The organism is Acidithiobacillus sp. M4-SHS-6 (assembly GCF_047421495.1).
In the GTDB taxonomy this organism is placed as follows: Bacteria; Pseudomonadota; Gammaproteobacteria; order Acidithiobacillales; family Acidithiobacillaceae; genus Acidithiobacillus.
Genome location: NZ_CP175559.1, coordinates 1,565,752 through 1,590,024 on the forward strand (window position 1 = coordinate 1,565,752; position 24,273 = coordinate 1,590,024).

At 54.9% G+C, this 24,273-nt stretch carries 24 protein-coding genes; 12 read left to right on the forward strand and 12 right to left on the reverse strand.

The window, feature by feature from the left end:
- Nucleotides 1–55 precede the first annotated feature (55 nt).
- Nucleotides 56–571, forward strand: a complete 516-nt coding sequence (locus ACJU26_RS07925; RefSeq protein WP_414039153.1) for an AAA family ATPase — start codon at nt 56–58, stop codon at nt 569–571.
- A 13-nt stretch (nt 572–584) separates the two neighbouring features.
- On the opposite strand, the gene ACJU26_RS07930 is transcribed toward ACJU26_RS07925, so the two are convergent.
- On the reverse strand, nt 585–1,583 hold the full coding sequence (locus ACJU26_RS07930; RefSeq protein ID WP_414039154.1) for a cation diffusion facilitator family transporter: 999 nt from the start codon (nt 1,581–1,583) through the stop codon (nt 585–587).
- Nucleotides 1,584–1,701: 118 nt separating this feature from the next.
- On the opposite strand from ACJU26_RS07930, the gene ACJU26_RS07935 reads away from it, so the two are divergent.
- Both ACJU26_RS07935 and ACJU26_RS07940 read left to right on the forward strand, forming a co-directional pair.
- On the forward strand, nt 1,702–2,115 hold the full coding sequence (locus ACJU26_RS07935) for a tetratricopeptide repeat protein (RefSeq protein ID WP_414039155.1): 414 nt from the start codon (nt 1,702–1,704) through the stop codon (nt 2,113–2,115).
- Nucleotides 2,116–2,226: 111 nt separating this feature from the next.
- The gene (locus ACJU26_RS07940) at nt 2,227–2,910 is read left to right on the forward strand and encodes a YdiY family protein (protein ID WP_414039156.1); all 684 of its coding nucleotides are present in this window, start codon (nt 2,227–2,229) and stop codon (nt 2,908–2,910) included.
- A 33-nt stretch (nt 2,911–2,943) separates the two neighbouring features.
- On the opposite strand, the gene queF is transcribed toward ACJU26_RS07940, so the two are convergent.
- Nucleotides 2,944–3,369 (reverse strand): preQ(1) synthase, encoded by a 426-nt coding sequence (gene queF, locus ACJU26_RS07945; RefSeq protein WP_414039157.1) that lies wholly within the window; start codon nt 3,367–3,369, stop codon nt 2,944–2,946.
- Between the two features lie 61 nt (nt 3,370–3,430).
- On the opposite strand from queF, the gene smc reads away from it, so the two are divergent.
- Nucleotides 3,431–6,889, forward strand: a complete 3,459-nt coding sequence (smc, locus tag ACJU26_RS07950) for a chromosome segregation protein SMC (protein WP_414039158.1) — start codon at nt 3,431–3,433, stop codon at nt 6,887–6,889.
- Nucleotides 6,890–6,934: 45 nt separating this feature from the next.
- Here the strand turns inward: smc and ACJU26_RS07955 are convergent, their stop codons facing one another.
- The 4 genes from ACJU26_RS07955 to ACJU26_RS07970 form a co-directional block, all read right to left on the reverse strand.
- On the reverse strand, nt 6,935–7,744 hold the full coding sequence (locus ACJU26_RS07955) for a hypothetical protein (RefSeq protein WP_414039159.1): 810 nt from the start codon (nt 7,742–7,744) through the stop codon (nt 6,935–6,937).
- A gap of 254 nt (nt 7,745–7,998) precedes the next feature.
- Complete coding sequence (locus tag ACJU26_RS07960; protein WP_414039160.1) at nt 7,999–9,354, reverse strand: hypothetical protein; 1,356 nt, start codon at nt 9,352–9,354, stop codon at nt 7,999–8,001.
- A complete protein-coding gene (locus ACJU26_RS07965; protein WP_414039161.1) occupies nt 9,351–10,082 on the reverse strand; it encodes an ABC transporter ATP-binding protein in 732 nt (243 codons plus the stop codon). The genes ACJU26_RS07960 and ACJU26_RS07965 overlap by 4 nt, the downstream gene beginning before the upstream one ends.
- Nucleotides 10,083–10,227: 145 nt before the next feature.
- Entirely contained in the window at nt 10,228–10,902 is a 675-nt protein-coding gene (locus ACJU26_RS07970) for an HAD family hydrolase (RefSeq protein ID WP_414039162.1), read from the reverse strand.
- 106 nt (nt 10,903–11,008) lie between these two features.
- On the opposite strand from ACJU26_RS07970, the gene ACJU26_RS07975 reads away from it, so the two are divergent.
- Complete coding sequence (locus tag ACJU26_RS07975) at nt 11,009–11,596, forward strand: OmpA family protein (RefSeq protein WP_414039163.1); 588 nt, start codon at nt 11,009–11,011, stop codon at nt 11,594–11,596.
- Here ACJU26_RS07975 and ACJU26_RS07980 read toward each other — a convergent pair.
- Complete coding sequence (locus ACJU26_RS07980) at nt 11,588–13,255, reverse strand: ArnT family glycosyltransferase (protein WP_414039164.1); 1,668 nt, start codon at nt 13,253–13,255, stop codon at nt 11,588–11,590. The two genes, ACJU26_RS07975 and ACJU26_RS07980, sit on opposite strands and share 9 nt — an antisense overlap.
- 227 nt (nt 13,256–13,482) lie before the next feature.
- The gene (locus ACJU26_RS07985; protein WP_414039165.1) at nt 13,483–13,950 is read right to left on the reverse strand and encodes a Fur family transcriptional regulator; all 468 of its coding nucleotides are present in this window, start codon (nt 13,948–13,950) and stop codon (nt 13,483–13,485) included.
- A 194-nt stretch (nt 13,951–14,144) separates the two neighbouring features.
- Between ACJU26_RS07985 and ACJU26_RS07990 the strand changes: the two genes are divergently transcribed.
- The 6 genes from ACJU26_RS07990 to ACJU26_RS08015 all read left to right on the forward strand — a co-directional run bounded on the left by ACJU26_RS07990 (nt 14,145) and on the right by ACJU26_RS08015 (nt 20,005).
- A complete protein-coding gene (locus ACJU26_RS07990) occupies nt 14,145–14,624 on the forward strand; it encodes a peroxiredoxin (RefSeq protein ID WP_414039166.1) in 480 nt (159 codons plus the stop codon).
- The gene (locus ACJU26_RS07995) at nt 14,621–16,030 is read left to right on the forward strand and encodes a PhoH family protein (RefSeq protein ID WP_414039167.1); all 1,410 of its coding nucleotides are present in this window, start codon (nt 14,621–14,623) and stop codon (nt 16,028–16,030) included. Before ACJU26_RS07990 ends, ACJU26_RS07995 begins: the two co-directional genes overlap by 4 nt.
- A gap of 65 nt (nt 16,031–16,095) precedes the next feature.
- Entirely contained in the window at nt 16,096–17,982 is a 1,887-nt protein-coding gene (gene speA, locus ACJU26_RS08000; protein WP_414039168.1) for a biosynthetic arginine decarboxylase, read from the forward strand.
- Nucleotides 17,983–17,985: 3 nt separating this feature from the next.
- Nucleotides 17,986–18,378, forward strand: coding sequence for a group II truncated hemoglobin (locus ACJU26_RS08005; RefSeq protein WP_414039169.1), 393 nt, complete (start codon nt 17,986–17,988; stop codon nt 18,376–18,378).
- A 161-nt stretch (nt 18,379–18,539) separates the two neighbouring features.
- The gene (locus tag ACJU26_RS08010) at nt 18,540–19,100 is read left to right on the forward strand and encodes a mechanosensitive ion channel domain-containing protein (protein ID WP_414039170.1); all 561 of its coding nucleotides are present in this window, start codon (nt 18,540–18,542) and stop codon (nt 19,098–19,100) included.
- Nucleotides 19,097–20,005 (forward strand): PfkB family carbohydrate kinase, encoded by a 909-nt coding sequence (locus ACJU26_RS08015; RefSeq protein ID WP_414039171.1) that lies wholly within the window; start codon nt 19,097–19,099, stop codon nt 20,003–20,005. Before ACJU26_RS08010 ends, ACJU26_RS08015 begins: the two co-directional genes overlap by 4 nt.
- A gap of 8 nt (nt 20,006–20,013) precedes the next feature.
- Here the strand turns inward: ACJU26_RS08015 and ACJU26_RS08020 are convergent, their stop codons facing one another.
- Nucleotides 20,014–20,496 carry an Lrp/AsnC family transcriptional regulator gene (locus ACJU26_RS08020; RefSeq protein WP_414041955.1) on the reverse strand — a complete coding sequence of 161 codons (483 nt, stop codon included), beginning with the start codon at nt 20,494–20,496 and terminating at the stop codon, nt 20,014–20,016.
- Between the two features lie 142 nt (nt 20,497–20,638).
- Here ACJU26_RS08020 and ACJU26_RS08025 point away from each other — a divergent pair, with 142 nt between their 5' ends.
- Nucleotides 20,639–22,342 carry a 2-isopropylmalate synthase gene (locus tag ACJU26_RS08025; protein ID WP_414039172.1) on the forward strand — a complete coding sequence of 568 codons (1,704 nt, stop codon included), beginning with the start codon at nt 20,639–20,641 and terminating at the stop codon, nt 22,340–22,342.
- A gap of 85 nt (nt 22,343–22,427) precedes the next feature.
- On the opposite strand, the gene ACJU26_RS08030 is transcribed toward ACJU26_RS08025, so the two are convergent.
- Genes ACJU26_RS08030 through ACJU26_RS08040 form a run of 3 tightly spaced genes read right to left on the reverse strand, consistent with a single transcriptional unit; the run spans nt 22,428 to nt 24,269 of the window.
- On the reverse strand, nt 22,428–23,207 hold the full coding sequence (locus ACJU26_RS08030) for a TSUP family transporter (RefSeq protein ID WP_414039173.1): 780 nt from the start codon (nt 23,205–23,207) through the stop codon (nt 22,428–22,430).
- Nucleotides 23,208–23,233: 26 nt separating this feature from the next.
- Nucleotides 23,234–24,067, reverse strand: coding sequence for a hypothetical protein (locus tag ACJU26_RS08035; protein WP_414039174.1), 834 nt, complete (start codon nt 24,065–24,067; stop codon nt 23,234–23,236).
- Nucleotides 24,051–24,269: a hypothetical protein gene (locus ACJU26_RS08040; RefSeq protein WP_414039175.1), complete on the reverse strand. Its 219-nt coding sequence runs from the start codon at nt 24,267–24,269 to the stop codon at nt 24,051–24,053. Before ACJU26_RS08040 ends, ACJU26_RS08035 begins: the two co-directional genes overlap by 17 nt.
- Nucleotides 24,270–24,273 lie beyond the last annotated feature (4 nt).

The following is a 24,273-nucleotide window of genomic DNA, read 5'->3' on the forward strand; positions in this document are numbered from 1 at the left end:
TCTGGCCGATTGCGGGTTACCGAGTGCGTGGTTTTATCAATAAAGGACAATTTTGATGAGTGATGTTTCTCCATCAACCGATCAGCGTGATTTTCCGCTGATCATCTTTACTGTGGGCACGGCAGCTTCGGGCAAAAGCTCCTGGGCAGAAGCCATGCGCTCCCGTCATACTTCCTTGCGCATCGGCATCCTCGAAAGGGACATGATTCGGGTGGAATTGTTTGAGGCCGAAGCTGACAAGGCATTTTCCTGGGGAGACTGGAATCCGGACTGGGAAAACAAGGTGCAGTGCTTGTGGGAACAACGCGTTCAGGAACTGGCCAAACAATGCGATGCATTGATTCTGGCGGATACGCACCTGGATGCCGTGGAATTACAAAAAAAAGCCCTCTGGCTGCGAAAGCTCGGGGCAACGGAAATTACCCTGCAGTATTTTCCGGCATTACCGCTGACCGAGTTGTTGCGCCGCGACCAAGGCAGAAGTCATCCCGTGGGTGGCGAAGCCCTGCGCGAACATCTCAAGAAAATAGGCCCGGAAGAACAGTACTGGGCGGCTATTGAAGGCGTCTAAGGCCGGTCAGACTTCATACTTTCTGCTCGGGGGCAAGCGCGCAGGGGTGGGCCGCATCTCCGGTTTCCACCTGTAGGGTAGGGTGGACGATGGCAAACTGTTCTCGCAGTGAAGTCGCGACATCTGCCAGAAAACCATCGCCAGGATAGCCTCGAGGCATGACCAGATGGGCGGTGAGTGCCGTTTCTGTGGTGCTCATGGCCCAGATGTGCAGATCATGGACGGCGGCCACTTCGGGCAGGCTGCGCAGGTATTGGCGCACGGCCTCGGTATTGATGTTGTCCGGAACGCCATGCAAAACCAGCCGCGCCGCCTCTTTCAGCAAGGACCAGGTCGCCAGGATGATGAGCGCACTAATCACCAGACTAACGGCCGAGTCCAGCCAGTACCAATGCAGGAACAGCATGAGGATGCCCGCCAGCACCACACCCAAGGAGATCAGCGCATCTCCGGCCATGTGTAAAAAAGCCGCCTTGATATTGAGGTCACCCTTGCGACCCGACATGAAGAGCAGGGCCGTGGCCGAGTTGATGAGCACCCCCAGAGCTGCGATGACAATGACCACCCGACTGTCCACCGGACTCGGATGCAGCAAGCGCTCTATGGCTTCCCAGGCAATTCCGCCGGTGACTACCAGTAAGAACAAGGAGTTGGAAAGAGCAGCCAGGATAGAGCTGCTGCGCAATCCATAGGTGTAACGCTGGGAGGGTGGACGGGTGGCCAGGGCGCTGGCACCCCAGGCCATGAGCAGACCCAGCACATCGCTGAGGTTGTGCCCGGCATCGGCGAGCAAAGCCAGTGAATGGCCTATGACCCCAAAAACCGCTTCGGCGACCACAAAAAGGATATTCAGTAAAATGCCGACGGCAAATGCCTGCCCAAAACTTTTCGGGGCATGGTTGTGCCCATGATGATGTCTGGCGTGGGCATCAGAAGGAGTATGCCCGTGATCGTGCTGCCGGGGTGTCGGGATATCAGGCAGATGGTCTGCAGGAGTCTGCGTTTCGCTCAAGGGCTTTTGCTATCTCTGAAAGGATCAACCTGAATGGAGCAACATGCTTCACAAGCATAGGGAAAAAGCTTAGGCTGAGCAATATGAACTGCGTTGGAGGTTGGTGTTGATTTCAAGCTTGTCTGGAAAATTTCTGTGTGCCTGGTTATTGTTGTTGCCCGCGACGGCAATGGCCGCCACTGAGTCTCCGCTGGCGGCTTCCGGTCCGGCTACGAATATTACTCCCCAGGTTCTGGCCAAGTGGATGGCTGGCGCCAAAAATGGCTACGGCCCGGATCAGTATCGTTTGGGTCTCGCTTATGCGGCGGGGGATGGTGTCCCCCAAAACTTTCATGAGGCTGCCCATTGGTGGCGGAAAGGGGCTTACAACGTCAACCCCCAGGCGGAATTGATGCTGGGTGAAGCCTATGCCCACGGTTGGGGAGTGCCCCGCAATATCGACAAGGCCATCCATTGGTGGAAAGCCGCTGCCCGCTTTGGGTCTCCTGAAGTGGCCCGGCGTGCGCAACTTCTGCTCGATTCGTTTGTGTAATAGTTTAAGTCAAAGAGATTTATGGGTTTTTTCAATCACCAACAGATAGTCTCTGTTATTTTGGCATCTTTTTTGGGATACCCCCTAGCGGTCATGGCGGATGTGCCAGATATGAGCCCGGCAGTCATTGGTCAGAGTGCATTTGCCAAAAAGCCTGAATGGTCCGGCAGCATCGGTCTGGGTTTCAGCAGTAGTACCGGAACGAGTCAGGCCCTGAATCTGAATACGGATGACACCTTGCTCTGGCACCGGGGGCCTTGGGCGAACCAGAACAGGCTGCTCTATAATTATGCCACTTCCCAGGGAGAAGTGAGCGCGGACCGCCTGGATGTCAGTAACCAGACCCGTTATGATTTTGTCCTCAATCAATATGTTTTTGGGGATCTCAATTACCACCGCAATCATTTTGATGGTTATTATTTCCGGGCGGACGAAACCCTGGGTTATGGCCATTTTTTTGTCCTGAACCCAGTGTCTCACCTGCGTCTGGAAGCCGGTGCCGGTGTGCGTCAGTCCCATCCTATCGGGGGTGATTTCAGCATCCACCCCGTTGCCCGTCTGTATGGAAAATATCTCTGGAAGTTCAGTCCTCATGCCCACTTATCGGAAGCGGTGGATGCCATTCTGGCGGATAATGGTGCCAATACCTATAATTCGATCTTGGCCCTGACCAGCCCCTTATATGGTCCTTTGAACCTACGCCTGGCTTTTATAGCCACTTATAACACCGAGGTTCAGTCGGGATATAAGCCGTTGAACACCCTGACGACCATCAATCTGGCCTATCAGTTTTAGGCGCAATATGGTAACGAGGCATCTGGAAAGGTTTCAGTATCCGGGTTGCTGCCGGGTCCAGTGAACTGCCGGCAATTGCGCGAGGATTTCGGGGTTTTGCCAGTCCGGCTGACGGTGCTCGATGAGCAGGTCGGTACTGATTCCACCGCGCACATACCAGCGACCCAGCAGACGCAGGTAGCGCGGCTGAATGAGTTGGATGATGTCGTCGGCGATCCGGTTGCTCAGGGCTTCATGGAAAGCGCCTTCATCGCGGAAACTCCAGAGATATAGCTTCAGGGATTTCAATTCGACATTATATTGGTCGGGAATGAAATCCAGCAGGAAATGGGCAAAATCCGGTTGTCCGGTAAGGGGACAGAGACAGGTGAACTCCGGCATATCCATGTGTACGACATAATCTCTTTCCGGGTGCGGGTTGGGAAATCGTTCCAGAGATTTGCTGGGTTGACTGGGCATGGCTTAATCCTCATCATCATAATTTCGACAGCTCGGTATATTACCTCAAAAAAGTCCGTTCATGCGCCTCTCGGCCATTATTCTGCAAGGCTTCAAGTCTTTCCGCGAAAATACCCGTATCCAGATCAGCGCCAATCCGGTGGTGATCGTCGGACCCAACGGTTGTGGCAAGTCCAACACCGTGGATGCCCTGCGTTGGGTATTGGGCGAATCATCCGCCCGGCAGTTGCGCGGTGGCACCCTGAGCGATGTCATCTCCAATGGCGGCGGTAGTCGTCCGGCAGCCTCCCAGGCCAGTGTGGAGTTGCGTTTCGACAATGGCGATGGCAGTGCCCCCGGTGCTTTCGCCGAGGTAGCCGAAATCAGCGTCAAACGCAGTCTGGACCGTAAGGGCGACGGTCATTATCGGATCAATGGCGCGCGCTGTCGGCGCCGGGATGTGGGGGATTTGTTTCTGGGTACGGGTCTCGGCAGTAGCGCCTATGCCATTGTCGAGCAGGGGACCATCGGTCGCATCATCGAAGCGCGCCCCGATGATCTGCGCGCCATGCTGGAAGAGGCCGGAGGGCTCAGTCGCTACAAGGAAAGGCGGCGGGAAACCGCGCAACGCATGGCGGAAACCCGGGAGCATCTGCAACGTCTGCGCGATATTCACGGTGAAATGGATGGGCGCTGGCAACGTCTGCAGCAGCAGGCCGAAGCCGCCCGAAAACTGCGCACCTTGCGGGTGGAAGAACGTCAGTGGCGCTGGTGGACCGTGGCGGCGCGTTTGCAGGAACTGGAAAGTGAAGCCCAGGGCTTGATCCTGCGCCGCGATGCAGCGCAAGATCAACAGCAGAGCCTGGAAGAACAACGCCTGCAGGTTGAGCATCATCTGGTGGCATTGCGGGAAGCCGCTCGCATGGCGCAGGAAAATTTGAGCGCTGCTCAGGCGGATTTGTACACCGTGCAGGCCGAACTCAGTGAAGCCGAACACGCACTCAAGGAAACCGCAGGTCATATCCAGAGAGCGCAGGCAGAGTTGGCGCAACTGGATCAGCAACAACAAAAAATCCAGCACGAAAAACAGCGTCAACAGGAGAATGAAGCGCAACGTCAGGAGCAATTGCAGGCTTTGCTGGAACGTCAGGAGCGTCTGACCCAGGAAGAAGAACACACCCGCAAGGCGCGACAGGCGGCGGAGCACCAAGCTAAAGAGCAGGAACAATTGCGCCAGCAGTCGCTGCAAAATGTCGCAGACTTGCGCCGTAAAAAAGAAGTCTTGCTGGCGCAACTCCGCGAACTGGAACCGCGGGTACAGGATCTGGATCGTCGTCTGACCCGCCTTGCCCAGCCTCTTCCCTCGGAGCGCCCGGCCCTGGATGCCGCCGAGTTGCGGGTACAAAAACTCGATCAGGCCCTGAATATTGTCAACGAGCACCTGACGACCTTGCGCAAGACGGCAGAGCAACAGCAGGACCTGCAACAACAGTTACGTGAACCCCGCGAACACGCCCTAAGTGCGGTTCAGGAATGTCGCGCCCGGCAGAAGGCTCTGAGCAGTCTGCTGCAACGTCTGCAAAAAAGCCGTCCTGAGACGCTTCCCGGTCAGATGGTCTTGTTGGACTGTCTGCAGGTGCAAAAGGGCTGGGAAACCGCCATTGAACGGGTGCTGCAGACGCGCCTGTTCGCGCAGGTGATCCGTGAGGGAGATGCTCTGGAGCCGTCCGCTACGACGCTCTGGGAGTCTTCCGAAAAACTCGGCCCTGTCACCGCCGATGCTTTGCTCAATGTGCTGGATATTCCCGATGTTCTCCAGGCAGGGGTACTGGATTGGCTGCGGGGCTTGCGCACCGCGCCCGATCTGCCGACAGCGCTTTCCCGGCGGCGGCAGTTGCAGGCCGGAGAAGCCTGGATTACGCCCCAGGGGGTCATCGTGTATCCCTTGGCGGTGGTTTTTCCCGAACAGGAAGACGCAGCCAGTCTGCTGCAATGCCGCCGCGAGCTGGAGGAAAATGAACGGCTGCTGGTTGCTGCCGAAACCCGGGCGCTGGCCACACAAGCCGCCCTGAACGAAGCCGAAACAGGGCTGCGCAGCGTGCAGGATTCCTTGCGGGAAGCCGAACAGAAGGCGCAGAAGGCCGCTCGGGAATTGGCACAAGATCGGGAAACGCTGGCGCGCTTGCGCAGCCGGGTGGAAGCGGAAGAGCGGCAACAGGCCGAGCGCCAGTCCGAAGGGCAGCGTCTGGAAGCCGAAAAAGCAGAAATTTTGGCGCGTCTGAGTCACTTATACCAATCCCTGGCTGTTGCAGAGACCAACTGGAGTCAAGAAGAGCAGGCCCTGCGCGCCACCCAGCAAGCCGCTGAAGCGGACCAGTGCCGCGTGCAGGAATTACGCAGCGCCTATGGACGGTTGCGGGAGCAACGTCAGCAACAGGCCTTGCAGATTCAAAAACTGCAGACGGAATCCGTGGCGGCACAGCAACGTCGGGATGACCTGCTGCAGCAGGAACAACATATTGCGCTGTCCATATCCAGCAAGCAGCAGGTTCTGGAACAACTCCAGCAACAACTGCCGGGTTTGCAGGCCAGCCAGGCGAGTATTCAGGCGCGTCGGGAGGCTCAGCAAGCGGCCATGCAAGATCAGCGGAAATCCGCCCAGGCCATGGATCAGCAGATTCGCACCTTGGAGCAGCAACGCCACCCCCTGGAAACCCAACTGCGCGAACTCCAAAAAAATCTGGCCCTGACCGAACAGGAAATGGCCGCTGTGCAGGTGCGTCTGGAAGAAAATGCACAACGTGCTGCGGAACTGGCGCAGCAGCTCGGCGCAAATCCCGGACCCTGTCCGGATCCCGAAGCATTGCTGGAACAACAGGATCGCATTGCCCGTGCCATCCAGCGTCTGGGTAACGTCAATCTGGCTGCCGAAGAAGAACTGCAGGAACTGGAAGAGCGGCGGGGAAATTTATTGGCCCAGATGGAAGATGTGGAAGGTGCCCTGAACAGCCTGGAAGAAGCCATGGCGGCCATGGATCAGGAAACCATCACCCGCTTTGCTGACACCTTGCAGCAGGTCAATCAGGAATTACAGGGTCTGTTTGCCATTCTTTTCGGCGGCGGTCAGGCGGCCCTCGGTCTGCTGGGGGAGGATTTGCTGGATGCGGGCCTGGTGTTGCGGGCGCAGCCGCCCGGAAAGCGCAATGTCAGTTTGCAGCAATTATCGGGCGGGGAGAAAGCCCTGACGGCCATCGCCCTGGTTTTTGCCTTGTTTCGCCTGAATCCAGCCCCCTTTTGCGTACTTGATGAAGTGGACGCGCCCCTGGACGATGCCAATGTCGGCCGCTTCTGCCATCTGGTCCAGGAAATGGCGGCGCAAACCCAGTTTTTGATAGTGACCCACCGTCATTTGACCATGCAGGTAGGGGAACAACTCATCGGCGTGACCATGACCGAGCCCGGCATTTCCCGCATTGTACCCGTGACCGTATCCGCAACCCTGGCCGCCGCAGCCGGGGCTGAAGCCGATGCAACTCAATGACGTTTCTATTTCTTGCTTCATAGTGCAGGGAAAATCTGATTTCATTCAGTTTTCATCGGCCATCAAAGCACCACTGGCTATGATCATGCTGGCGTACATCCATATGAAAGTGGTTATATATATAGCGACTAGAATTGCCACAAAAAATATGACAAGAACGATTTTACCGATAGGCATGAGTCCTGACAATTTAAATACAAAGGCTAGCAATGCAGCAAGCATTCCCAGAATGATGCTAACACCTAAAAAAGCTATAAAAATGATGATGGACAAAACCACCGGGAATAATAACCACTTCCATTTTTTACCAAAAATCTGTAAACTGAGAGTTGCTGCCTTTTTTATTTCTACGCCATAGGCCGAATAGAGCATGAGTATATAACCAGCGAATATCTCTAAAAAAAATAATATAAATAATGTTATCAAAACATGCGCATGCATAAGCCAATCACTCGGTAATTTTTGGCCAGGCGTGACCGTGGGTAAGCCAATGCTCAGGATGCTGGCAATAACAGAATATATGATGGCAAACACCCAGGCTTCTTGGTGGTGGAATGCCCAAAATAAATTCCCTATTTTCCAGGGATTGTTCGCAATGGCTTTGGCTAGTATATAGAATAACCCCATATCGAGCATAGTAATCCATAAGGTTAATGGAAATCGCCATAAATCAATATAGGAAGGGAGAGAGCGGTTGAGCAATAAATCTATGACAAAGCCGACACCAAAGAGCATCATCAGGACTAGCAAGGACCCCGCTAGAGAATAGTATTTTCTTTTTAAAAGATTAAATCCTCCAATGATGGCGCTGCCATAACTGGGATTATGCAATGGTAGTGAATCAATTTCTTTCATAAAATCATCCTCATGAAGTTGGATACAAAATTTCTTTCAGTGCCATGGTAGTAGTAAAAACCCACTGCTGTTCCAGAGCATGTGCAGCACTATTCCTGGCCAGATAGAACGATAGCGATGGCCAGTCCATAGCCGTAGGGACGGGACGGCGCACACCAAGCCAAGCCAAGCCAAGCCAAGCCAAGCCAAGCCAAGCCAAGCCAAGCCAAGCCAAGCCAAGCCAAGCCAAGCCAAGCCAAGCCATTATTTTGGCGCTAATAATCAGAAAGATTCCAGTCACTATGTTGCAATTTGCGGCGCGCAAGAAAGGCGGCGATGCCCACGCAGAGTAGCGCCAGAAGCAATAACACTCCCGTTCCGCGCAGATGGAAGGGCACATGAATGAGATGGCGATAAAACCAGTAGTGTCCGCTGCGCGCGACCAGAAAAGCATCGAGTAAAAAAGAGAGGATCATGATGATTTGCTGCCAGATTCCCGTAATTCCCAGCCCTATGGCGCCCATGGGTGCCCAGGCCATTACCAGCATGCCGCAATACAATATCCACAAAATCATGCTGATCTGCAGGGCAGGATAGCCTAGAAGTATAAGGATCAGGGCAGGCCAGAAGAGCAACACCAGAGCCAGCAAACTGGTATGGGCGGCATGGCTTTTCAGGATTTGAACACTGGCCTGCCCGTGGCTGCCGCCAAAACGGCCTGTCAGCATCAGATATTGCCAGTCAAATACCCGCATTGGCCAGGCCCCCCAGGTCATTACCGGGATCAGGAAAAGCACCGGGAAAAATGGTAGAAGGGCGGGCAGACGTTGTGCACCAAAGCGGGCATATTCCAGTCCAAAAATCAGCAGCGGGATCAAGGGTTGGATCAGCAGAACCGCAGGGATCCCCTGGGGGCGCCGGCCCGTATCGAGGATGGGACTGTGCCATGTGCCCGGCATCCAGCGCCAGAAAGCCCCCCAGGCTATCCCACGGAGGCGAAATTCCTTGGGAAAATGCAAGAGCGCTTTCCCGTATTCCTGCCACTCCTGCGGGGTTTTCCCCATCATGAGAGCGATGAGCAGGACCAGGACCGTTCCCAAAGTCCAATCCAGAAAACCCGGTATGGCCAGAAAAGCCTTTCTGGCGGGGGCAAAATACAGCACCGGATAGACAGTCAGCAATGGGAACACCCGCCAGGGTTTGCGATCTTTTCTGCGCAAACCCCCGAGGCTCATCATCCAGGCAAAAATCGCCGCCCAAAAGGCAATATACGTGCTGAACATAAAAGCCCCGGACATGGGGATGTGGGTATGCAGCACTTCCCCAAAAAAAAGAGCCATGACGGCGAGCAGCAGGACAAAAAACAGGTTTCTGGATTGCCGGTGAAAGTCGGGGAGCAGGCGTAACAAATCTTCTGAAATCAGACGCCAGTAGTGCAGTAAAAAACCGGAGACCAGGAAAAACAACGATAGCGCTAATATCGAAAAAAAGGCGTTTGCGGCGTGTGGGTGATTTGTTTCAAGGGATAAAATACCTGCCGTGCCACACCCAAAAAAGCCGACGCCAGCAATGAGGTTCAGATTATTCTGAAACAGCAGGCGCGGATGCAGACAGCGCCAGATGCCCGTCATGACCCCTCCCGCGTCAGTTCCAGAAAGCGGGTTTCGGTCTCCCCTGACTGTAAGGTATGACGAGGCCACTCTGCCAGCATCTGACCGTGATGTAGTACCAAAAACCGGGAGCAGATGCGTTCCAGATCGGACACAATGTGAGAGGACAGTAAAACTGCAGCCTCCCGCTCCTGAACATGCTCATTGAGCAGGCTGAGAAAATCCTGTCGAGCTTGAGGGTCCAACTGGGAAACCGGCTCGTCCAGCAAAAGAACGCGAGGACGGTGGCGCATGGCCAGCACAATGGCCAGGCGTTGACGTTGGCCTCCAGAAAGTTCCTGGACTTTTTTTGAGGGATCCAGGTCTGCCCAGTCTTCCAGTTTTTTCCAGCTTCGGTCTGTTGCAGGGTAGAAACCCGCTATGAGTTCCAGAAGCTGATTCACCCGCAACCAGGAAAATCCCGTGAATTCCTGGGGGACATAGCCGGTTTGAATGCGCCTTTGGGCATCGAGTTGGACGACATCCTGCCCTAATATTTGGATGTTCCCTTGATTGGGGAGAATGAGGCCGATCAGACAGGTGAGGAGGGTGCTCTTACCCGCACCATTCGGTCCCAGTAATGCCACGATTTCTGCACCAGATAATTCCAGACTGATCTTCTGGAGAATCACTGTTTGCCCGTAGCTTTTGCTGATGTCCCTGCACCGTAATAAGGGCCTGTCATGTGCAGGATTCTCCAAGTTCAACATTGCGGCTCCTGAACCGGTTTTTACCGATTATTTTCCTCTTTGGCAACCAATTTAGCACAGGAATATGACAGTTTTATGAACTTCTGGCAAAAACGTTAATGGGTCAGCAGGGTAGTCGTTCAGGAGGGCATTTTTCGCGCAAAAACTAAGCGTCATGCAGAGACAGAATCGGCCAGCCTTGAGCCGCTGCATGGGCCTGCAAGCGCTGGTCAGGATTGACGGCCACCGGATGCTCGACGGTTTCCAGAAGGGGCAGGTCATTGTAAGAGTCGCTGTAAAAGGTACTGCCCTGCAGGCTTTGCTGCCAGTCGCGGCCTTGTTCCTGCAACCAGTGGCGGAGGCGCTCTATTTTGCCCGCCTGGAAGCAAGGGATGCCGACGGTTTTTCCGGTGAAATCGCCTGCGGCATTTTCTTCGATTTCAGTAGCCAGTAAATGGGGTATTTCGAATTCTTCAGCAATGGGAGCCGTTACAAAACGGTTGGTCGCCGTAATGATGACCAGCAGATCGCCCTGTTGGCGATGATCTTCCACCAGCGCCCGGGCACGGTTGGATATCATGGGTAAAACCCTTTCCTGAAGATATTCTCGGTGCCAGGCATCCAGTTGAGCGCGGGGATGGGCAGTCAGAGGCGTCAATTGGAAATCCAGAAAAGCACGAATATCCAGTTGCCCCGCCATATAATCGGCATAAAACTGGTCGTTGCGCCGGTTGAATTGTTCGGCATCGACAATGCCGCGACTACCCAGAAACTCCATCCAGGCATGGTCGGAATCGCCAGTCAACAGGGTGTTATCCAGGTCAAAGAGGGTCAGGGCCATTTTTTCTCCGTCAAGGTGGGGTTCGTAGGATGGATTATAACCTGGTTTGAAACTTAGCGGTGTGGCAGCGGTCACAGATTTCAATGTCCACAAGGAGAGGAAAACCATGCCGCTTATTGATGATCGCCCATCCATCCTGAAATCTTTATGGCTGTTGTTTCCCGCCGCACTGCTGCTGGCCGGGTGTGCCCAGGAAGTCTCCCCCAAGCCGGTTGCCCGGCTGCAAGCCCCCGCTCGTGTTGCGCCTCTTCCTACCCAGCGTTATCGGGCACCGAGCATTGAAAGCAAAAACATCAATGGGCCTCTGGGTGGGAGAAACCGCTATTTATCCGATGCGGAACTGGCCGCCTTGCCCACCCATCTGCGCGTGCATTTTGCGACCAACAGCAGTCAGATCAATTTGCATGGCCGCCATATTGTCCTGGATAATGCCCGTTTTCTGTTGAAATTTCCCCATGTGGATGTGCGCCTGGAAGGAAACTGTGACCAGCGCGGTACCCAGGAATACAATCTGGCCCTCGGCAACCGTCGTGCCGAAGCCGTCGCCCGCCTCCTGGAAGCGGACGGCGTATCCGCCCGCAGAATTCAGATGGTTTCTTTCGGCAAGGATAATCTCTTGTGTTACACCAACGATCCCCAATGCTGGAAGCGCAACCGGCGCGTGGATTTTGTCTATCATGCCGTGCTAGGTTGAATGGGATGATTGGCTGATGCGCAGCAAGGTCAGGTTTTCGTGATTATATAATTCATAACTGACATAGATGGTCTGAATGGCCAGATCATTTGGCAAACGGTTGCGTATGCGGGGCACCTCCCTGCTGGGCAAGACCAGATACAAGGGACCGGGATGATGGCGCAGAATGTGCAGCAATTCGGAAATGTGCCGGGGACGATGCAGGACCATGTTGCCTTGTCCGGCATAAAACAGGAAATTGGGCTGAAACCAATGCCAGGCCGCAATACTATAGGGCTTCCCATCTTGATACTGACGGATTTTTTCGCCCATGAACGCCGAAGGTTTGAGCAGATTCAGCGCTGGTTCGGTATAGGTCATGAGGCAGAAAGTGAGGGCAGCACCCCCGGCCGTGAGGGTGACCAGCCAGCGCCCGGTCTGACTTTTCCAGACCCAGAGCATGGCTATCAGGGCGGACAGAGCGTAGGGCAGCCCCAGATAATACAGGGAACCCAGGGGCGGGATTTGGGCCGGGACAATCCATGCGCCGGCCAGCAGCAGAGCCATCCCCACCAGGAACAGTGCGGTCAGGGATAAGTACAGACCTTGTCGCTGCAAGGGCCTCTCTCCAGTCACAGCACCATACAGACGGATTCCCAGAAACATGAACAGGGGCGGATAGGCCTCCCAGACATAATTGGGTAGTTTGGTAGCGGAAATGCTGAAAAATATCACCCAGACCAACAACCAGCTGAGCAGAAAAGTGTCAACGGGATGTTCTTGAATGAGTTGCCGACGTTTTTGCCACAGGGGCAGCAAAGCCTGGGGCAGAAAAATGGACCAGGGCAGCAGAGCGAGGGGAATGGTGATCAGGTAGTAAAAAAAAGGACCGCGATGCCCCTGCATTTCCGCATTATAGCGACTGATATTGGCGCGCAGCAGAAAGCCCAGATCCCAGCGCCAGTGGGTTTCCACACCCACGGCCACATACCAGGGCAGGGCGATGAGCAAAAACAGAGGCAAACCCCATTGCAGACGGCCTTCTTTCCACAAATAGGGAAGATTCCCGCGCAGCAACAAAAAGACGACGATAATCAATCCGGGAATGAGAAACCCGATGGGTCCCTCATCCAGCGTGGCCAGGGCCATGGCCGCATAGCTGAGCAAGATGCTGAAACTGCGTTCTTCCGGAAATTGATAGGCCCGTAAGTAACTGATCAGGCTCATGCTGACAAAAAGGATCAGCAGAGGGTCGGGCACCGCCGCCCTGAAAATGATCTGACTGTGCAAAATGGTGGCCGCCACCAAGCCCGTCAGCAGGGCCGGACCGGGGCCGATCAAGCGTCGCGTCGCCATCGTCAGATAAAGGATGAACAGCGCCCCCACCAGCACCGAGCCCATGCGCAGACCCCAGCTGTTCATGCCAAAAACTTCCACCCCTCCCCACATCAGCCAGTAATTCAGGGCAGGCTTGGCGACCCGCAAGGTGCCATTAAACAATGGCACGACAAAATTATGCTGGGCAAACATTTCCTTGAGGGCCTGGGCGTTGTTGGGCTCATCGATATCCCAGAGGCTACCGCTGCCACTGTGATAGGCAAACAGTGCCAAGGCCCCCAGAAAAAGCAGGCCACATAAAAAATAAAAACGCGGAAGACTCAGGGATTGCTTGAAAGCCATAAAAACAGGTGGGCTCCATGGGAAGTAGTCAGCATTGCGATGCGTATCATAGCAAAAACCGGGGCGGGATTATCCATCCCCTTGGGCAGCGCTCAGTCAGGTCCTGCATCTTTCCCAGGCCCGTTTTTCCCGACAGGTGACCAGTGGGATGAGCCCTAAAACAACAAAGGAAACAACAGGCAAGAAACGTTGGGGTGAAAAGCACCCTGGCAACTGTTGCTTCCGGATCAATGAGCTTGTTTTTTTTGACCGCAATGGGCACAGAGTCCATTGACCACCAACTCCATTTCGATCACGGAATAATCCTTGGGCAATTTGGGGGCGGCAAGCTGGCTGTCGGGGAGGCAAAACACCTGCCCACAGGACACACAGTGAAAATGCGGGTGTTTCTCGGGCTGCTCCCGGCGCCGGGCACCGAAACGCCAGACCCGGTCATCAGCGGTGATGCGATAAGCCAGACCAATATCCACCAACCATTCCAGGTTGCGGTACAAACTCACCCGATCCACCGAACTCTCTCTGCTACTTTCCAGGCGCTGCTGCACTTCGGGATGGCTCAGGGGTTGCTCGGCATCCAGCAGGGTTTTATAAACCGCCACCCGCAAGCGGGTGACGCGCTGTCCGGCTTCCCGCAGGAGCCGGGTCACTTCCACATCGCTGTGCTTGAGGGAGGCATCATGGACATGATTATTCATGGGTTCATGCTAGAGCAGCCCCTGTATGGGTGCAAGTGCGCCGAATGCTGAACAACCCTATGTGATCGCCTTACCGGAACAGCACCTGACCGCGATCATCGGAGGTGGCTAAAAAAATCGGCCAGCAGGCGCATTGCTGGACAGTGGGGCATCTGCCGCGCTAGATTTTCAACAGGTTCACTCAGGAGTTTCTCATGGCCTCAGAAAATATCATGGTCGGGCAGGATGCCCCGCAATTTCAAGCCGCTGCTTATGGACTGCAAGCCAGCATCCGTCTCAAGGATCTGCTGGGGAAAATCGTGGTACTCTATTTTTACCCCAAGGATGATACTCCGGGTTGCACGACCGAAGGCCAGGAATTCACGGCCTTGTACCCGGAATTCCAGGCGGCCGGTGCCGAAATTCTCGGGGTGTCTCGTGACAGCTTGGCCAGCCATGAAAAATTTGCCTGCAAATACCATTTTCCTTTCCCTCTGCTGGCGGATACGGACGAAAAATTATGCCAGACTTTTGGCGTGCTCAAGGAAAAAAACATGTATGGCAAAACCAGCATTGGCGTGGAGCGCAGTACTTTTATTATCGACCGGCAGGGTAAAATTGCCTATGTGGAACGCAAGGTAAAAGCTGCCGGGCATGCTGCGGCGATGCTTGATCTGGTCAAAAAACTTCCATGAATGCGGGCAAGGCTGTTTCCGGACATCATCAAAAACCGCGTCTTTATATTCTCGATACCAATGTATTGATGCATGACCCTGCGTCGTTGTTCCGTTTTCAGGAGCACGACATTTTACTGCCCATGATTGTGCTGGAAGAACTGGATCAGCATAAAAAAGGCCTGAGTGAACAAGCGCGTAACGTGCGTCAGGTCAGCCGGCGACTGGATGAACTGTTGACCGATACGGCGGATCTGGATCAGGGCCTGCCTCTGCCTTATGCCCAGGGCCGACTGTTTTTTCAGACGGCTGCCTATCAGCAAGCCTTGCCGGAAGATCTGGCTGGGGGCAAGGCAGATAATGAAATTCTGGCAGTCACACTGGCCTTGCAAAATCGCCATCCCGAAAAAGATGTCATTCTGGTCAGCAAGGATATCAATCTGCGCATCAAGGGCCGTACCCTCGGCATTCGCGTGGAAGATTACGAAAATGACCGGGTCCTGGAAGACGCTGATTTATTGTATACCGGCTCGGAAATACTCAGCGAGAACTTCTGGGAGCAGCACAGTCGCGACCTGGATGCCTGGCAGGAAAGTGGCCGCAGTTTCTACAAGATCAGAGGTCCAGCCATTCAGCACTGGCATGCCAATGAATTCATCGCGTTGAATCAGGGGGATGAAAATACCGAAGATTTTGCGGCCATTGTTCGCGAGGTACATCCCGAATATGCCATCATCGAACGGATTACCGATTATCGGCACGAGCGCCACTCCGTTTGGGGGATTGTCGCCCGCAATCCCGAGCAGAATTTTGCCCTCAACCTGTTGATGGATCCGGACATTGATTTTGTCACCCTGCTGGGACATGCCGGTACCGGAAAAACCCTGCTCACCCTGGCGGCAGCCCTGGATCAGGTGTTTGAACATAAGCGTTATTCGGAAGTCATCATTACCCGGGCAACGGTGCCGGTGGGTGAAGAAATCGGTTTTTTACCAGGCACCGAAGAAGAAAAAATGCAGCCCTGGATGGGGGCGCTGGAAGATAACCTGGAAATTCTGGGGCGGAGTAGCGATGAAGCGGGTAGTTGGGGGCGCGGCGCCACCCAGGATCTGCTCAACAAGCGCATTCGGGTAAAATCCATGAGCTTCATGCGCGGTCGTACTTTTCTGGAAAAGTTCGTCATCATCGACGAGGCCCAGAACCTGACTTCCAAGGAGATGAAAACCCTGATCACCCGCGCTGGACCCGGCACCAAAATCGTCTGTCTGGGGAATATTGCCCAGATTGACACCCCTTATCTGACCGAAACCACTTCGGGACTGACCTATGTGGTCGATCGCTTCAAGAATTGGGCACACAGCGGACACATCACCTTGCGTCGCGGTGAACGTTCACGTCTGGCTGATTTTGCCAATGAAGCGCTCTAGGTGACTTGTCGCTTAGGCTGCTGAACCCGTAGACTGCACAAGGCGTTTTCTGGGCGGGGGCGAGCATGAACTGGACGGTGGCCGATAGTCGTCATCTGTACAATTTGCGGCAGTGGGGTGAAGGCTATTTTGATGTCGGTGCCGATGGGCAATTGGTCGTGCGACCGGAAGCCCGCATGGACAGTCCGGCCATTGGACTGGCCGATGTGGCCGCTGAACTGGGTGAGCACTCTCTGGGGCTGCCTTGTCTGCTGCGTTTTCCGCAAATTCTCGGACATCGGGTCGAAAAATTGCGCGGTGCTTTTACCGGGGCCATGCAAGACACGGGGTATCAGGGCAGCTACACCCCCGTCTATCCCATCAAGGTGAATCAGCAGCGTCGGGTGGTGGAAGAACTTCTTCGCGCTGGTGCGGGCAATGTGGGCCTCGAAGCCGGTAGTAAACCCGAATTACTGGCCGTACTAGGCCTCATGCCCCTGGGTGGTACGATCATTTGTAATGGCTATAAGGACCGCGAATACATTCGTCTGGCCCTGAGTGGCGAAAAACTGGGTTTGCGGGTATATCTGGTGGTGGAAAAAATATCGGAACTTCCCTTGATTCTCAGTGAATCCCGAAATCTGGGAGTGCAGCCCCGCATCGGGGTGCGGGCGAGACTGGCTTCCGCGGGTGCTGGCAAGTGGCAGAATACCGGGGGAGAAAAATCCAAATTCGGTTTATCGACGGCGCACATGCTTGAACTGTTGGCGCAACTGCGCCAGAAAAATGCCCTGGACAGTCTGCAGTTACTGCATTTTCATCTGGGTTCGCAAATTCCCAATATTCAGTTCATCAAGGGCGGCATGCGCGAATGTGGCCGACTTTATGCTGAATTGCGTCGCCTGGGGGCTGATCTGCAGGTAGTGGATGTGGGCGGCGGATTGGGGGTGGACTACGAGGGCACCCATTCTCGCGCTTACTGCTCTACCAACTACCATATGGCCGATTATGCCCATGCCATTGTCAGTGCCCTGGCGGAAGTGGCCCGCCAGGAAAACCTGCCGGAGCCCCAAATCATTTCTGAATCGGGCCGTGCCCTGACGGCCCACCATGCCATATTGCTGAGCAATGTGACCGATGTGGAAGAGGCGGCAGGGGAGTATCCCCTACCAGCCTCTTCTGTGTCGGCGCTGACGGAGGACTGGCAACGGCTGCTCCAGCGTCTGGATGGCGCCCAGGCCTCCGACGCTCTGGAGGTTTATCAGGAGGCCATTTATCTGCTGGGCGAAGCGCATCAACAGTTCAATCTGGGTTTGATCCAGATTGAAGAAAGAGCCCGGGCCGAAGAAGTGTATGCGCGAGTCATCTGGCAGGTGCGGCGGTTTCTGGACCCTCACAACCGCGCCCACCGGGATATTCTGGATGAACTGGACGAAAAAATCGTCGATAAATATTTCGTCAATTTCTCCCTGTTTCAGTCTTTACCCGATGTCTGGGCCATTGATCAGATTTTCCCCATCATGCCCATTCAGCGTCTCCATGAAGAACCCGTCCGGCGGGCGCGCATTGAAGACATTACCTGCGATTCCGATGGACGCATTGATGCCTATGTCACCGCCGAGGGATTGACGCCAGCCCTGCCGGTGCATGCCGTAGACCCGGACAAGCCCTATATATTGGGGGTGTTCATGGTGGGGGCCTACCAGGAAATTCTCGGCGACATGCACAATCTTTTCGGGGATACGGATTCCGTCAATGTGCTGTGTGACGCCCAGGGGCAGATGCTGCTGGAGCAGCCCATGACTGGAGATACGGTGGAAACCGTACTGAATTATGTCCAGTTTTCGGCACCGGATCTCCTGGCACGTTTTCAGAAAAAAGTCGAGCAATCTGCGGAACTGAACGCCGAGCAGCGCCATTTATTCCTGCAGCAATTTGCCGATGGCCTGCATGGTTATACTTATCTGGAGTAAGCGATGATTCTTGAACCTGAAACTTCTCCCTATATCCTGTTGGGTGGCGAAAGCGCCGTCCGGGCCCTGGTGAATCGCTTTTATGATCTGATGGATAGCGAAGCCCAATGGCGAAGTCCCTTGCGGGAGATGCACCCGACGGACTTGTCCGAATCCAAGGAAAAACTGTTTCTGTTTCTGTCAGGATGGCTGGGTGGACCGGACTTGTATGTGCAAAAATTAGGGCACCCCCGTCTACGCGCTCGCCATGCCAGTTTTCCCGTAGATGATCAGGCCCGGGATCAATGGATGGCGTGCATGTTGCGGGCCATGCAGGAGCAGGAAATGCCGCAGGAACTGTACGTCCATTTGCAGACGGTCTTGCAGCGCACGGCGGATTTCATGCGCAATCGTTAGCCATCACCACATAAGGCAGGCGGCTGCAACCCTGGTAATCCCTGATCTGGCGTCATTGAAAATGGTGTAACCCGATACATCCTTTTGAAGCAGGCAAAAGGATTGTCGTATGCTATCAGCTTCGCTAAGGTGCGCCCATAAAGCACTATCAGGAGTGAGACATGACCATGACGATATACGGGGTGGATGTGGACCTCGAATGGCTACTGCATAGAACCATTTATACCATACTGATTATACTGGGCAGTTACGTCCTGTTGCGCTGGTACGGCAAGGCCATCAGTCATCTGCTCAACTTACTGGGATCACGGCGCAGCATTTCCCATGGTTATGGCATTGTCTTCAAAAGGATTACCACCTGGTTTTTGTGGCTTCTCGTCTGGGTGGTGGTCTTGCGGGTCTGGGCGGTGGATGTTACCGCTGTCTGGACGACTTTTGTCAGCCTCCTGGCGGTCATCGGCGTGGGTATGCTGGCTGTATGGGCCATGGTCAGCAATGTTACCGCCCGTTTTTTTATTTGGTTCTGGCAACCGTTGCGTCTGGGTCAGCGTATCGAAATTTTTCCGGAGGCGCTGACCGGCGAGGTGGTAGAAGAAAATCTCATGTTTACCGAACTGAAACAGGATGATGGCGCGATTGTGGTGATTCCCAATAATTTTTTCTTTCAGCGGATCATCCGGCGCTGGCCTGCGGAAGATAGCGATAAGCCAGGTGCATCATGAATGAGGCGACATCATCCGGAGTGATATTCGGCGAGTGTCTGGTGGATGATTTTGGCGATAGTCAGCGCCTTGGGGGAGCGCCATTCAATGTGGCGCAACACTTGCAAGGCCTGGGAACAGCGGCTATTTTCATCAGCCAGACAGGGAATGATGAATATGGCCGGCGCATCCAGGAGCACATGCGGCAGTGGCAAATGCCGGTAACGGGGATATCCGTCAGCACGAGCCTGCCGACCGGCCGTGTGGAGGTGCTACCTGACCCCTTGGAAGGACATCATTTCAACATCCTTCCCCATCAGGCTTATGACGACATTCCCTTGCCGGACCAGTTTTCGGGGCGCATTCCCTGGTTATATTACGGCTCTCTTGCTTTGCGCGAAGCCGGGCATTCCCGAGAAACCTGGCGCATACTGTCCGCCATCAGCACCTGGCGATTCATGGACATCAACCTGCGGGCGCCCTGGTGGCAACCGGAATCGCTGCGCGACTTCATGACCGGTGCTTCCATCCTGAAATGCAATAACGATGAGCTAGACATCTTGCTGGAAGTGTACGCGCTGCGCTCCGGCCCGGCTTTACCGGAAAAAATGCAGGTTCTTGCCGAGCAGTTCTCCTTGGGCGCCTTGTTGCTGACCTGTGGAGCGCAGGGTTCTGTCTATTGGGACCAGAAAGAATTTTACCGTGCCGCTGTAAACCCGGTGACAGATATGGTGAACACGGTCGGTGCCGGTGATGCTTTCGCTGCCGCCTGGCTGTGGAGTTATTGGCGGGGTGAAAGTCCGGAGTTGCGGCTGCGCCGGGGCGGGGAGTTGGCGGCTGCCGTCTGCAGATTGCCGGGAGCCACCCCGGACACCAGAGAGTTTTATGAACCGTTCAGACGGCGTTGGACTCAAGAGGAACCCTAGATCCGGTTTTACAGCGGAAGCTCTGTTTTATCAATGATTTTCCGCAAGATGAAACTGGAATGCACCCCAGTGACGCCTTCAATCCGAGTCAGGCGATTGAGCAGGAAATCCTGAAAATGGGCCATGTCACGGAGGGTGACTTTCAGTTGATAGTCGGCGTCATGGCCAGTGATCAGAAAGCATTCCAGCACTTCGGGAGATTGTTTGATGGTGCTTTCAAAGTGTTCAAAGCGTTCGGGCGTGTGGCGATCCATGCTGATGTGCATGAGCACCATCAGTTCCAGGCCGATTTTTTCCGGTTGCAGTAAAGCCACTCGTTTGCGAATGATCCCCGCATCTTCCAAGGCTTGCACCCGGCGCAGGCAGGGGGAGGGGGAAAGGCCGATTTTTTCGGCGAGTCGCTGATTGCTCAAGCCCGCATCTTTTTGCAGGGCTTCGAGAATACGGCGATCGTAGCGATCCAGGGATGATTTGGGTTGTTCAGGCTTCATGACGCAATTTTCTGTCCGGTAATCTGCAATAATAGCTATATTCATGCGCAATCATCACCTGATCCGGTCAAATTCGCAAGCACCTGTCGGTGATTGACGGGTATAGTACTCCCATCATCTTGAACAGGCAGGAGCACGTATCATGAGCAGTTTCGATCATCACCGCTATCGGGCTTTCCCGACCGTACACAAGCCGGATCGTCGCTGGCCCAACCGACGGATGCATCACGCCCCCATCTGGGCCAGCGTGGACTTGCGTGATGGCAATCAGGCCCTGGTAACTCCCATGAGTGTGGCCCAGAAAATGGAACTCTTTGATTTGCTGGTGCGCATGGGGTTCAAGGAAATTGAAGTCGGGTTTCCGGCAGCCTCCCAGCCGGATTATGATTTTGTGCGCAAAATCATTGAAGAAGACCGCATTCCCGAGGATGTGACCATTCAGGTTTTGACCCAGGCCCGGGAAAATCTGATTGCGCGGACCTATGAAGCCCTCAAGGGCGTACAGCGTGCCATTGTCCACGTCTACAACTCGACCAACCCCGTCCAGCGTGAGCAGGTATTCGGTCTGGATAAGGAAGGGGTGAAGGCCATTGCGGTGCGCGGAGCCGAATGGGTAAAGGCAGGAGCAGCACTGTTCCCGAAGACCCAGTGGACTTTTCAGTATTCGCCGGAAAGCTTCAGCAATACGGAATTGGAATATGCCGTGGAAATTTGCGAGGCGGTCATGGCCGTCTGGCATCCCGAAGCAGGACAACCGGTCATTTTGAATTTGCCGGCCACGGTAGAATCTTCCATGCCCAACGTTTTTGCCGATCAGATTGAGTGGTTTTGCGATCACTTGCGCGGGCGGGAACACGTGAAAATCAGTGTGCACACCCATAATGACCGGGGCTGTGCCGTCGCCGCCGCAGAAATGGCCATTTTGGCGGGTGCCGACCGGGTTGAAGGGACACTTTTTGGCAACGGTGAGCGCACCGGCAACATGGATGTGCTCACCATGGCCATGAATTTGTACTCCCAGGGCTTGGATCCCCGGCTCGACTTGTCCATGGGGAGTGCCATCAGTGAGGTTTATACCCGCTGTACGGGCATGACCGTTTCGCCCCGCCATCCCTGGTTTGGAGAACTGGTATATACCGCATTTTCTGGCAGTCATCAGGATGCCATTCGCAAGGGCTTCCAGCGCCGTCACGGTCAGGAGCAGACGATCTGGGAGGTGCCCTACTTGCCCATTGATCCCGCGGACTTGGGCCGTAACTATGAAGCGGTGGTGCGCATCAACAGTCAGTCCGGTAAGGGCGGCGTCAGCCATGTGCTGGAGCGGGATTATGGCATTTCCTTGCCGCGCTGGCTGGCCCAGGAATTGAGTGCCCTCGTGCAGCAGGTATCAGAGCAACAGCCTGGTGAAATCTCGGCAAAGCAAATATATGCCTTGTTTGACAAGCACTTCGTGCAGAATCATGGGGATTGGCAGATGCAGCGCTATCGCCTGCAACGTGAGGGAGACAGGGTCATCGCCACAGTGGTCATGGGCAGTGATGCCCATCCCCGCATTTTGCAGGGCAAGGGTAGCGGCGCCGTGGGCGCACTGGTCGATGCCTTGATTCAAAGGGCGGGGATCTACGCGGAAGTGGAGCAATTTGACCAGCACGCCCTGGAGGCCGGTACGGGTGCCCGCGCCATGGCCTGCGCCCGGGTCAGTCTGGAGTCGGGAGAGCGCGCCTCAGCGGTGTCGTTTGGCGAAGATACCACCGAAGCTGCGCTGCAGTCAGTATTGAGTGCCATCGGCAAAGCTGGAGCCGTCATTCGTCCACAGCAACGCTCAAAAGCCGGCACAGTGAAGTAGGGTATGTTGTGATTGGTCTTCCTGTGGAATTTGTGGACGATTCCATAGGGAGCCGGCTGGATGCAGGCATGATCCATAATATCCCCTACCCACCAAAAGCATCCCAAGCCGTCTTGCCGATCAGCAACAATACGACCACGATAAACAAGCGGCGGACAAAAACGGTGCCATGGGTCATGGCCATGCGCGTACCCATGAGACTCCCCAGCATGTTGCAGATAGCCAAAAAGAGGGCGAGATGCCAGAAGACGAGAGACTTGCTGGCAAATAAAGTCAATGCGGCAAGATTGGAAGAGAAATTGACGATCTTGGCACTGGCACCGGCATGTAAAAAATCGAATCCAAAAACGAGAATGAACACGAACACCAGAAAGCTGCCCGTACCTGGTCCGAGAAAACCGTCGTAAAAACCGATAGATAATCCACTGACTGTACCCAGTATGATGGCCGTTCTCTGGGAGAAGCGGGGACGATGTAGCTGCCCCATTTGTCGATGCAACAGGGTGTAGAGAAAGACGACAGTCAGCACCAAAGGCAGCGCTTTCCGAAAGGCATCATCATTGATACTGCTGACCAGGTCGGCCCCGAGCACAGCCCCGGTCAAAGACGCCAGAGCGGTCGGCAGAACGGTTTTCCAGGGAATGTGTACCCGTCTGGCATAGGACAGAAAGGCCGCGCCGGTACCCCAGATGGCACCGGCTTTATTGGTGCCGAGCAAGCTTGCGGGTACGGCTTGGGGAAAGGCGGCAAATAAGGCCGGGAGCAGGATCAAGCCGCCACCGCCGACGATGGCGTCCACAAAACCGGCCAGTCCTGCGGCCAAGCCCAGCCACACATCGGACAGATGGAGTCCTATCCCAGACATGGGTTCAAGGCAAGGATACAGAAGGTTCAGGCATGGGCTGCGGCATTTTTCCGGGCTGCAGCAACCGCCACCTTGGCGACCTGGGCACCGGGCAGACCAAAAGTTTCTCGCACAAAGCACCAGCCATATAGCCCCACCATGATCAGTAAGGCAACGCCCAGCAACGATACCAGCAGGGCGGCAGCGTAGGTATGCAGACGGGCCGAAATGAAAGTGATGATTCCCTGCAGCAACAGACTGGCGATCAGAAAGGTCAGCCATACCCGCACATTGGCCAGTACCGCCTGGAAACCGGCGAGCAGCGCCAGGTACCCCCTTGGGGTGATACCCGTGACAATAACGCCCACAGACAGGAGCAGAAAGGCATTGCCCAGCATGGTTTGGGCGGTACCCAGGGCATTGGTGATGAGTGAGCGCAACCAATCGGGCAGTTTCTGCCAGTCTGTGGATTTCAGGTTATGCAGGGTCGCCGCCGAGGAAATATGGTCCTGACTGAAAATCCCTTGCAGATAATGCCGGAATAGCAACATCAGCAGCAGTAGTGCTGCTACCAGCAGGGCAATTTCCAGAATCAGTCGCAGGAGGGGCCACCAGGGGACATCGCGAATACTGCGGCCCACATCGGTCAACTGGGTACTGCCCTGATGAATGGCCATGGCTACGGCAAATATAATGGCCACCACCACACAGGAGATGGGAATACTCAATACCAGTGGCTGCCAGGCCATGTTGATGAGCAACATCACCAGATAAAGCAGGGCAAAGGATCGGGGTGAGGCGCGCAGCAAAATCAGCGAGTCCTTCCACCAGCGCAATAACCAGCCCGACTCTACGGGTTGGGGTTTAAGCGATGTGGCCATGCGCTCTTTTAGCGTGCATGAAAAGGGGCATACGCTGACGACCTTCCATCGTCATGGTATGTCCCTCTCCCTGCGCACCTTGCTGCCCACGGTGCTTGATCTTGCGGCTGTAGATGCTGCGATCCTTTTCGATACGCGTGGGGTATACGCCTAGCCTGGGCTTGGGTCGTTTGGCCTTGCCTTGAAGCCGTTCTATTTTCATGGGC

What these genes read in the sequence shown, in the direction of transcription:
- ACJU26_RS07960 (WP_414039160.1), bottom strand. Translation starts at nt 9,354, where the DNA reads ATGACGGGCATCTGGCGCTGTCTGCATCCGCGCCTGCTGTTTCAGAAT.
- smc (WP_414039158.1), top strand. Translation starts at nt 3,431, where the DNA reads ATGCGCCTCTCGGCCATTATTCTGCAAGGCTTCAAGTCTTTCCGCGAA.
- ACJU26_RS08020 (WP_414041955.1), bottom strand. Translation starts at nt 20,496, where the DNA reads ATGAAGCCTGAACAACCCAAATCATCCCTGGATCGCTACGATCGCCGT.
- ACJU26_RS07975 (WP_414039163.1), top strand. Translation starts at nt 11,009, where the DNA reads ATGCCGCTTATTGATGATCGCCCATCCATCCTGAAATCTTTATGGCTG.
- queF (WP_414039157.1), bottom strand. Translation starts at nt 3,369, where the DNA reads ATGCCCAGTCAACCCAGCAAATCTCTGGAACGATTTCCCAACCCGCAC.
- ACJU26_RS08025 (WP_414039172.1), top strand. Translation starts at nt 20,639, where the DNA reads ATGAGCAGTTTCGATCATCACCGCTATCGGGCTTTCCCGACCGTACAC.
- ACJU26_RS07990 (WP_414039166.1), top strand. Translation starts at nt 14,145, where the DNA reads ATGGCCTCAGAAAATATCATGGTCGGGCAGGATGCCCCGCAATTTCAA.
- ACJU26_RS08010 (WP_414039170.1), top strand. Translation starts at nt 18,540, where the DNA reads ATGACCATGACGATATACGGGGTGGATGTGGACCTCGAATGGCTACTG.
- ACJU26_RS07965 (WP_414039161.1), bottom strand. Translation starts at nt 10,082, where the DNA reads ATGTTGAACTTGGAGAATCCTGCACATGACAGGCCCTTATTACGGTGC.
- ACJU26_RS07955 (WP_414039159.1), bottom strand. Translation starts at nt 7,744, where the DNA reads ATGAAAGAAATTGATTCACTACCATTGCATAATCCCAGTTATGGCAGC.
- ACJU26_RS07940 (WP_414039156.1), top strand. Translation starts at nt 2,227, where the DNA reads ATGAGCCCGGCAGTCATTGGTCAGAGTGCATTTGCCAAAAAGCCTGAA.
- ACJU26_RS07985 (WP_414039165.1), bottom strand. Translation starts at nt 13,950, where the DNA reads ATGAATAATCATGTCCATGATGCCTCCCTCAAGCACAGCGATGTGGAA.
- ACJU26_RS08030 (WP_414039173.1), bottom strand. Translation starts at nt 23,207, where the DNA reads ATGTCTGGGATAGGACTCCATCTGTCCGATGTGTGGCTGGGCTTGGCC.
- ACJU26_RS08035 (WP_414039174.1), bottom strand. Translation starts at nt 24,067, where the DNA reads ATGGCCACATCGCTTAAACCCCAACCCGTAGAGTCGGGCTGGTTATTG.
- ACJU26_RS08005 (WP_414039169.1), top strand. Translation starts at nt 17,986, where the DNA reads ATGATTCTTGAACCTGAAACTTCTCCCTATATCCTGTTGGGTGGCGAA.
- ACJU26_RS07970 (WP_414039162.1), bottom strand. Translation starts at nt 10,902, where the DNA reads ATGGCCCTGACCCTCTTTGACCTGGATAACACCCTGTTGACTGGCGAT.
- ACJU26_RS07995 (WP_414039167.1), top strand. Translation starts at nt 14,621, where the DNA reads ATGAATGCGGGCAAGGCTGTTTCCGGACATCATCAAAAACCGCGTCTT.
- ACJU26_RS08015 (WP_414039171.1), top strand. Translation starts at nt 19,097, where the DNA reads ATGAATGAGGCGACATCATCCGGAGTGATATTCGGCGAGTGTCTGGTG.
- ACJU26_RS08040 (WP_414039175.1), bottom strand. Translation starts at nt 24,269, where the DNA reads ATGAAAATAGAACGGCTTCAAGGCAAGGCCAAACGACCCAAGCCCAGG.
- ACJU26_RS07980 (WP_414039164.1), bottom strand. Translation starts at nt 13,255, where the DNA reads ATGGCTTTCAAGCAATCCCTGAGTCTTCCGCGTTTTTATTTTTTATGT.
- speA (WP_414039168.1), top strand. Translation starts at nt 16,096, where the DNA reads ATGAACTGGACGGTGGCCGATAGTCGTCATCTGTACAATTTGCGGCAG.
- ACJU26_RS07925 (WP_414039153.1), top strand. Translation starts at nt 56, where the DNA reads ATGAGTGATGTTTCTCCATCAACCGATCAGCGTGATTTTCCGCTGATC.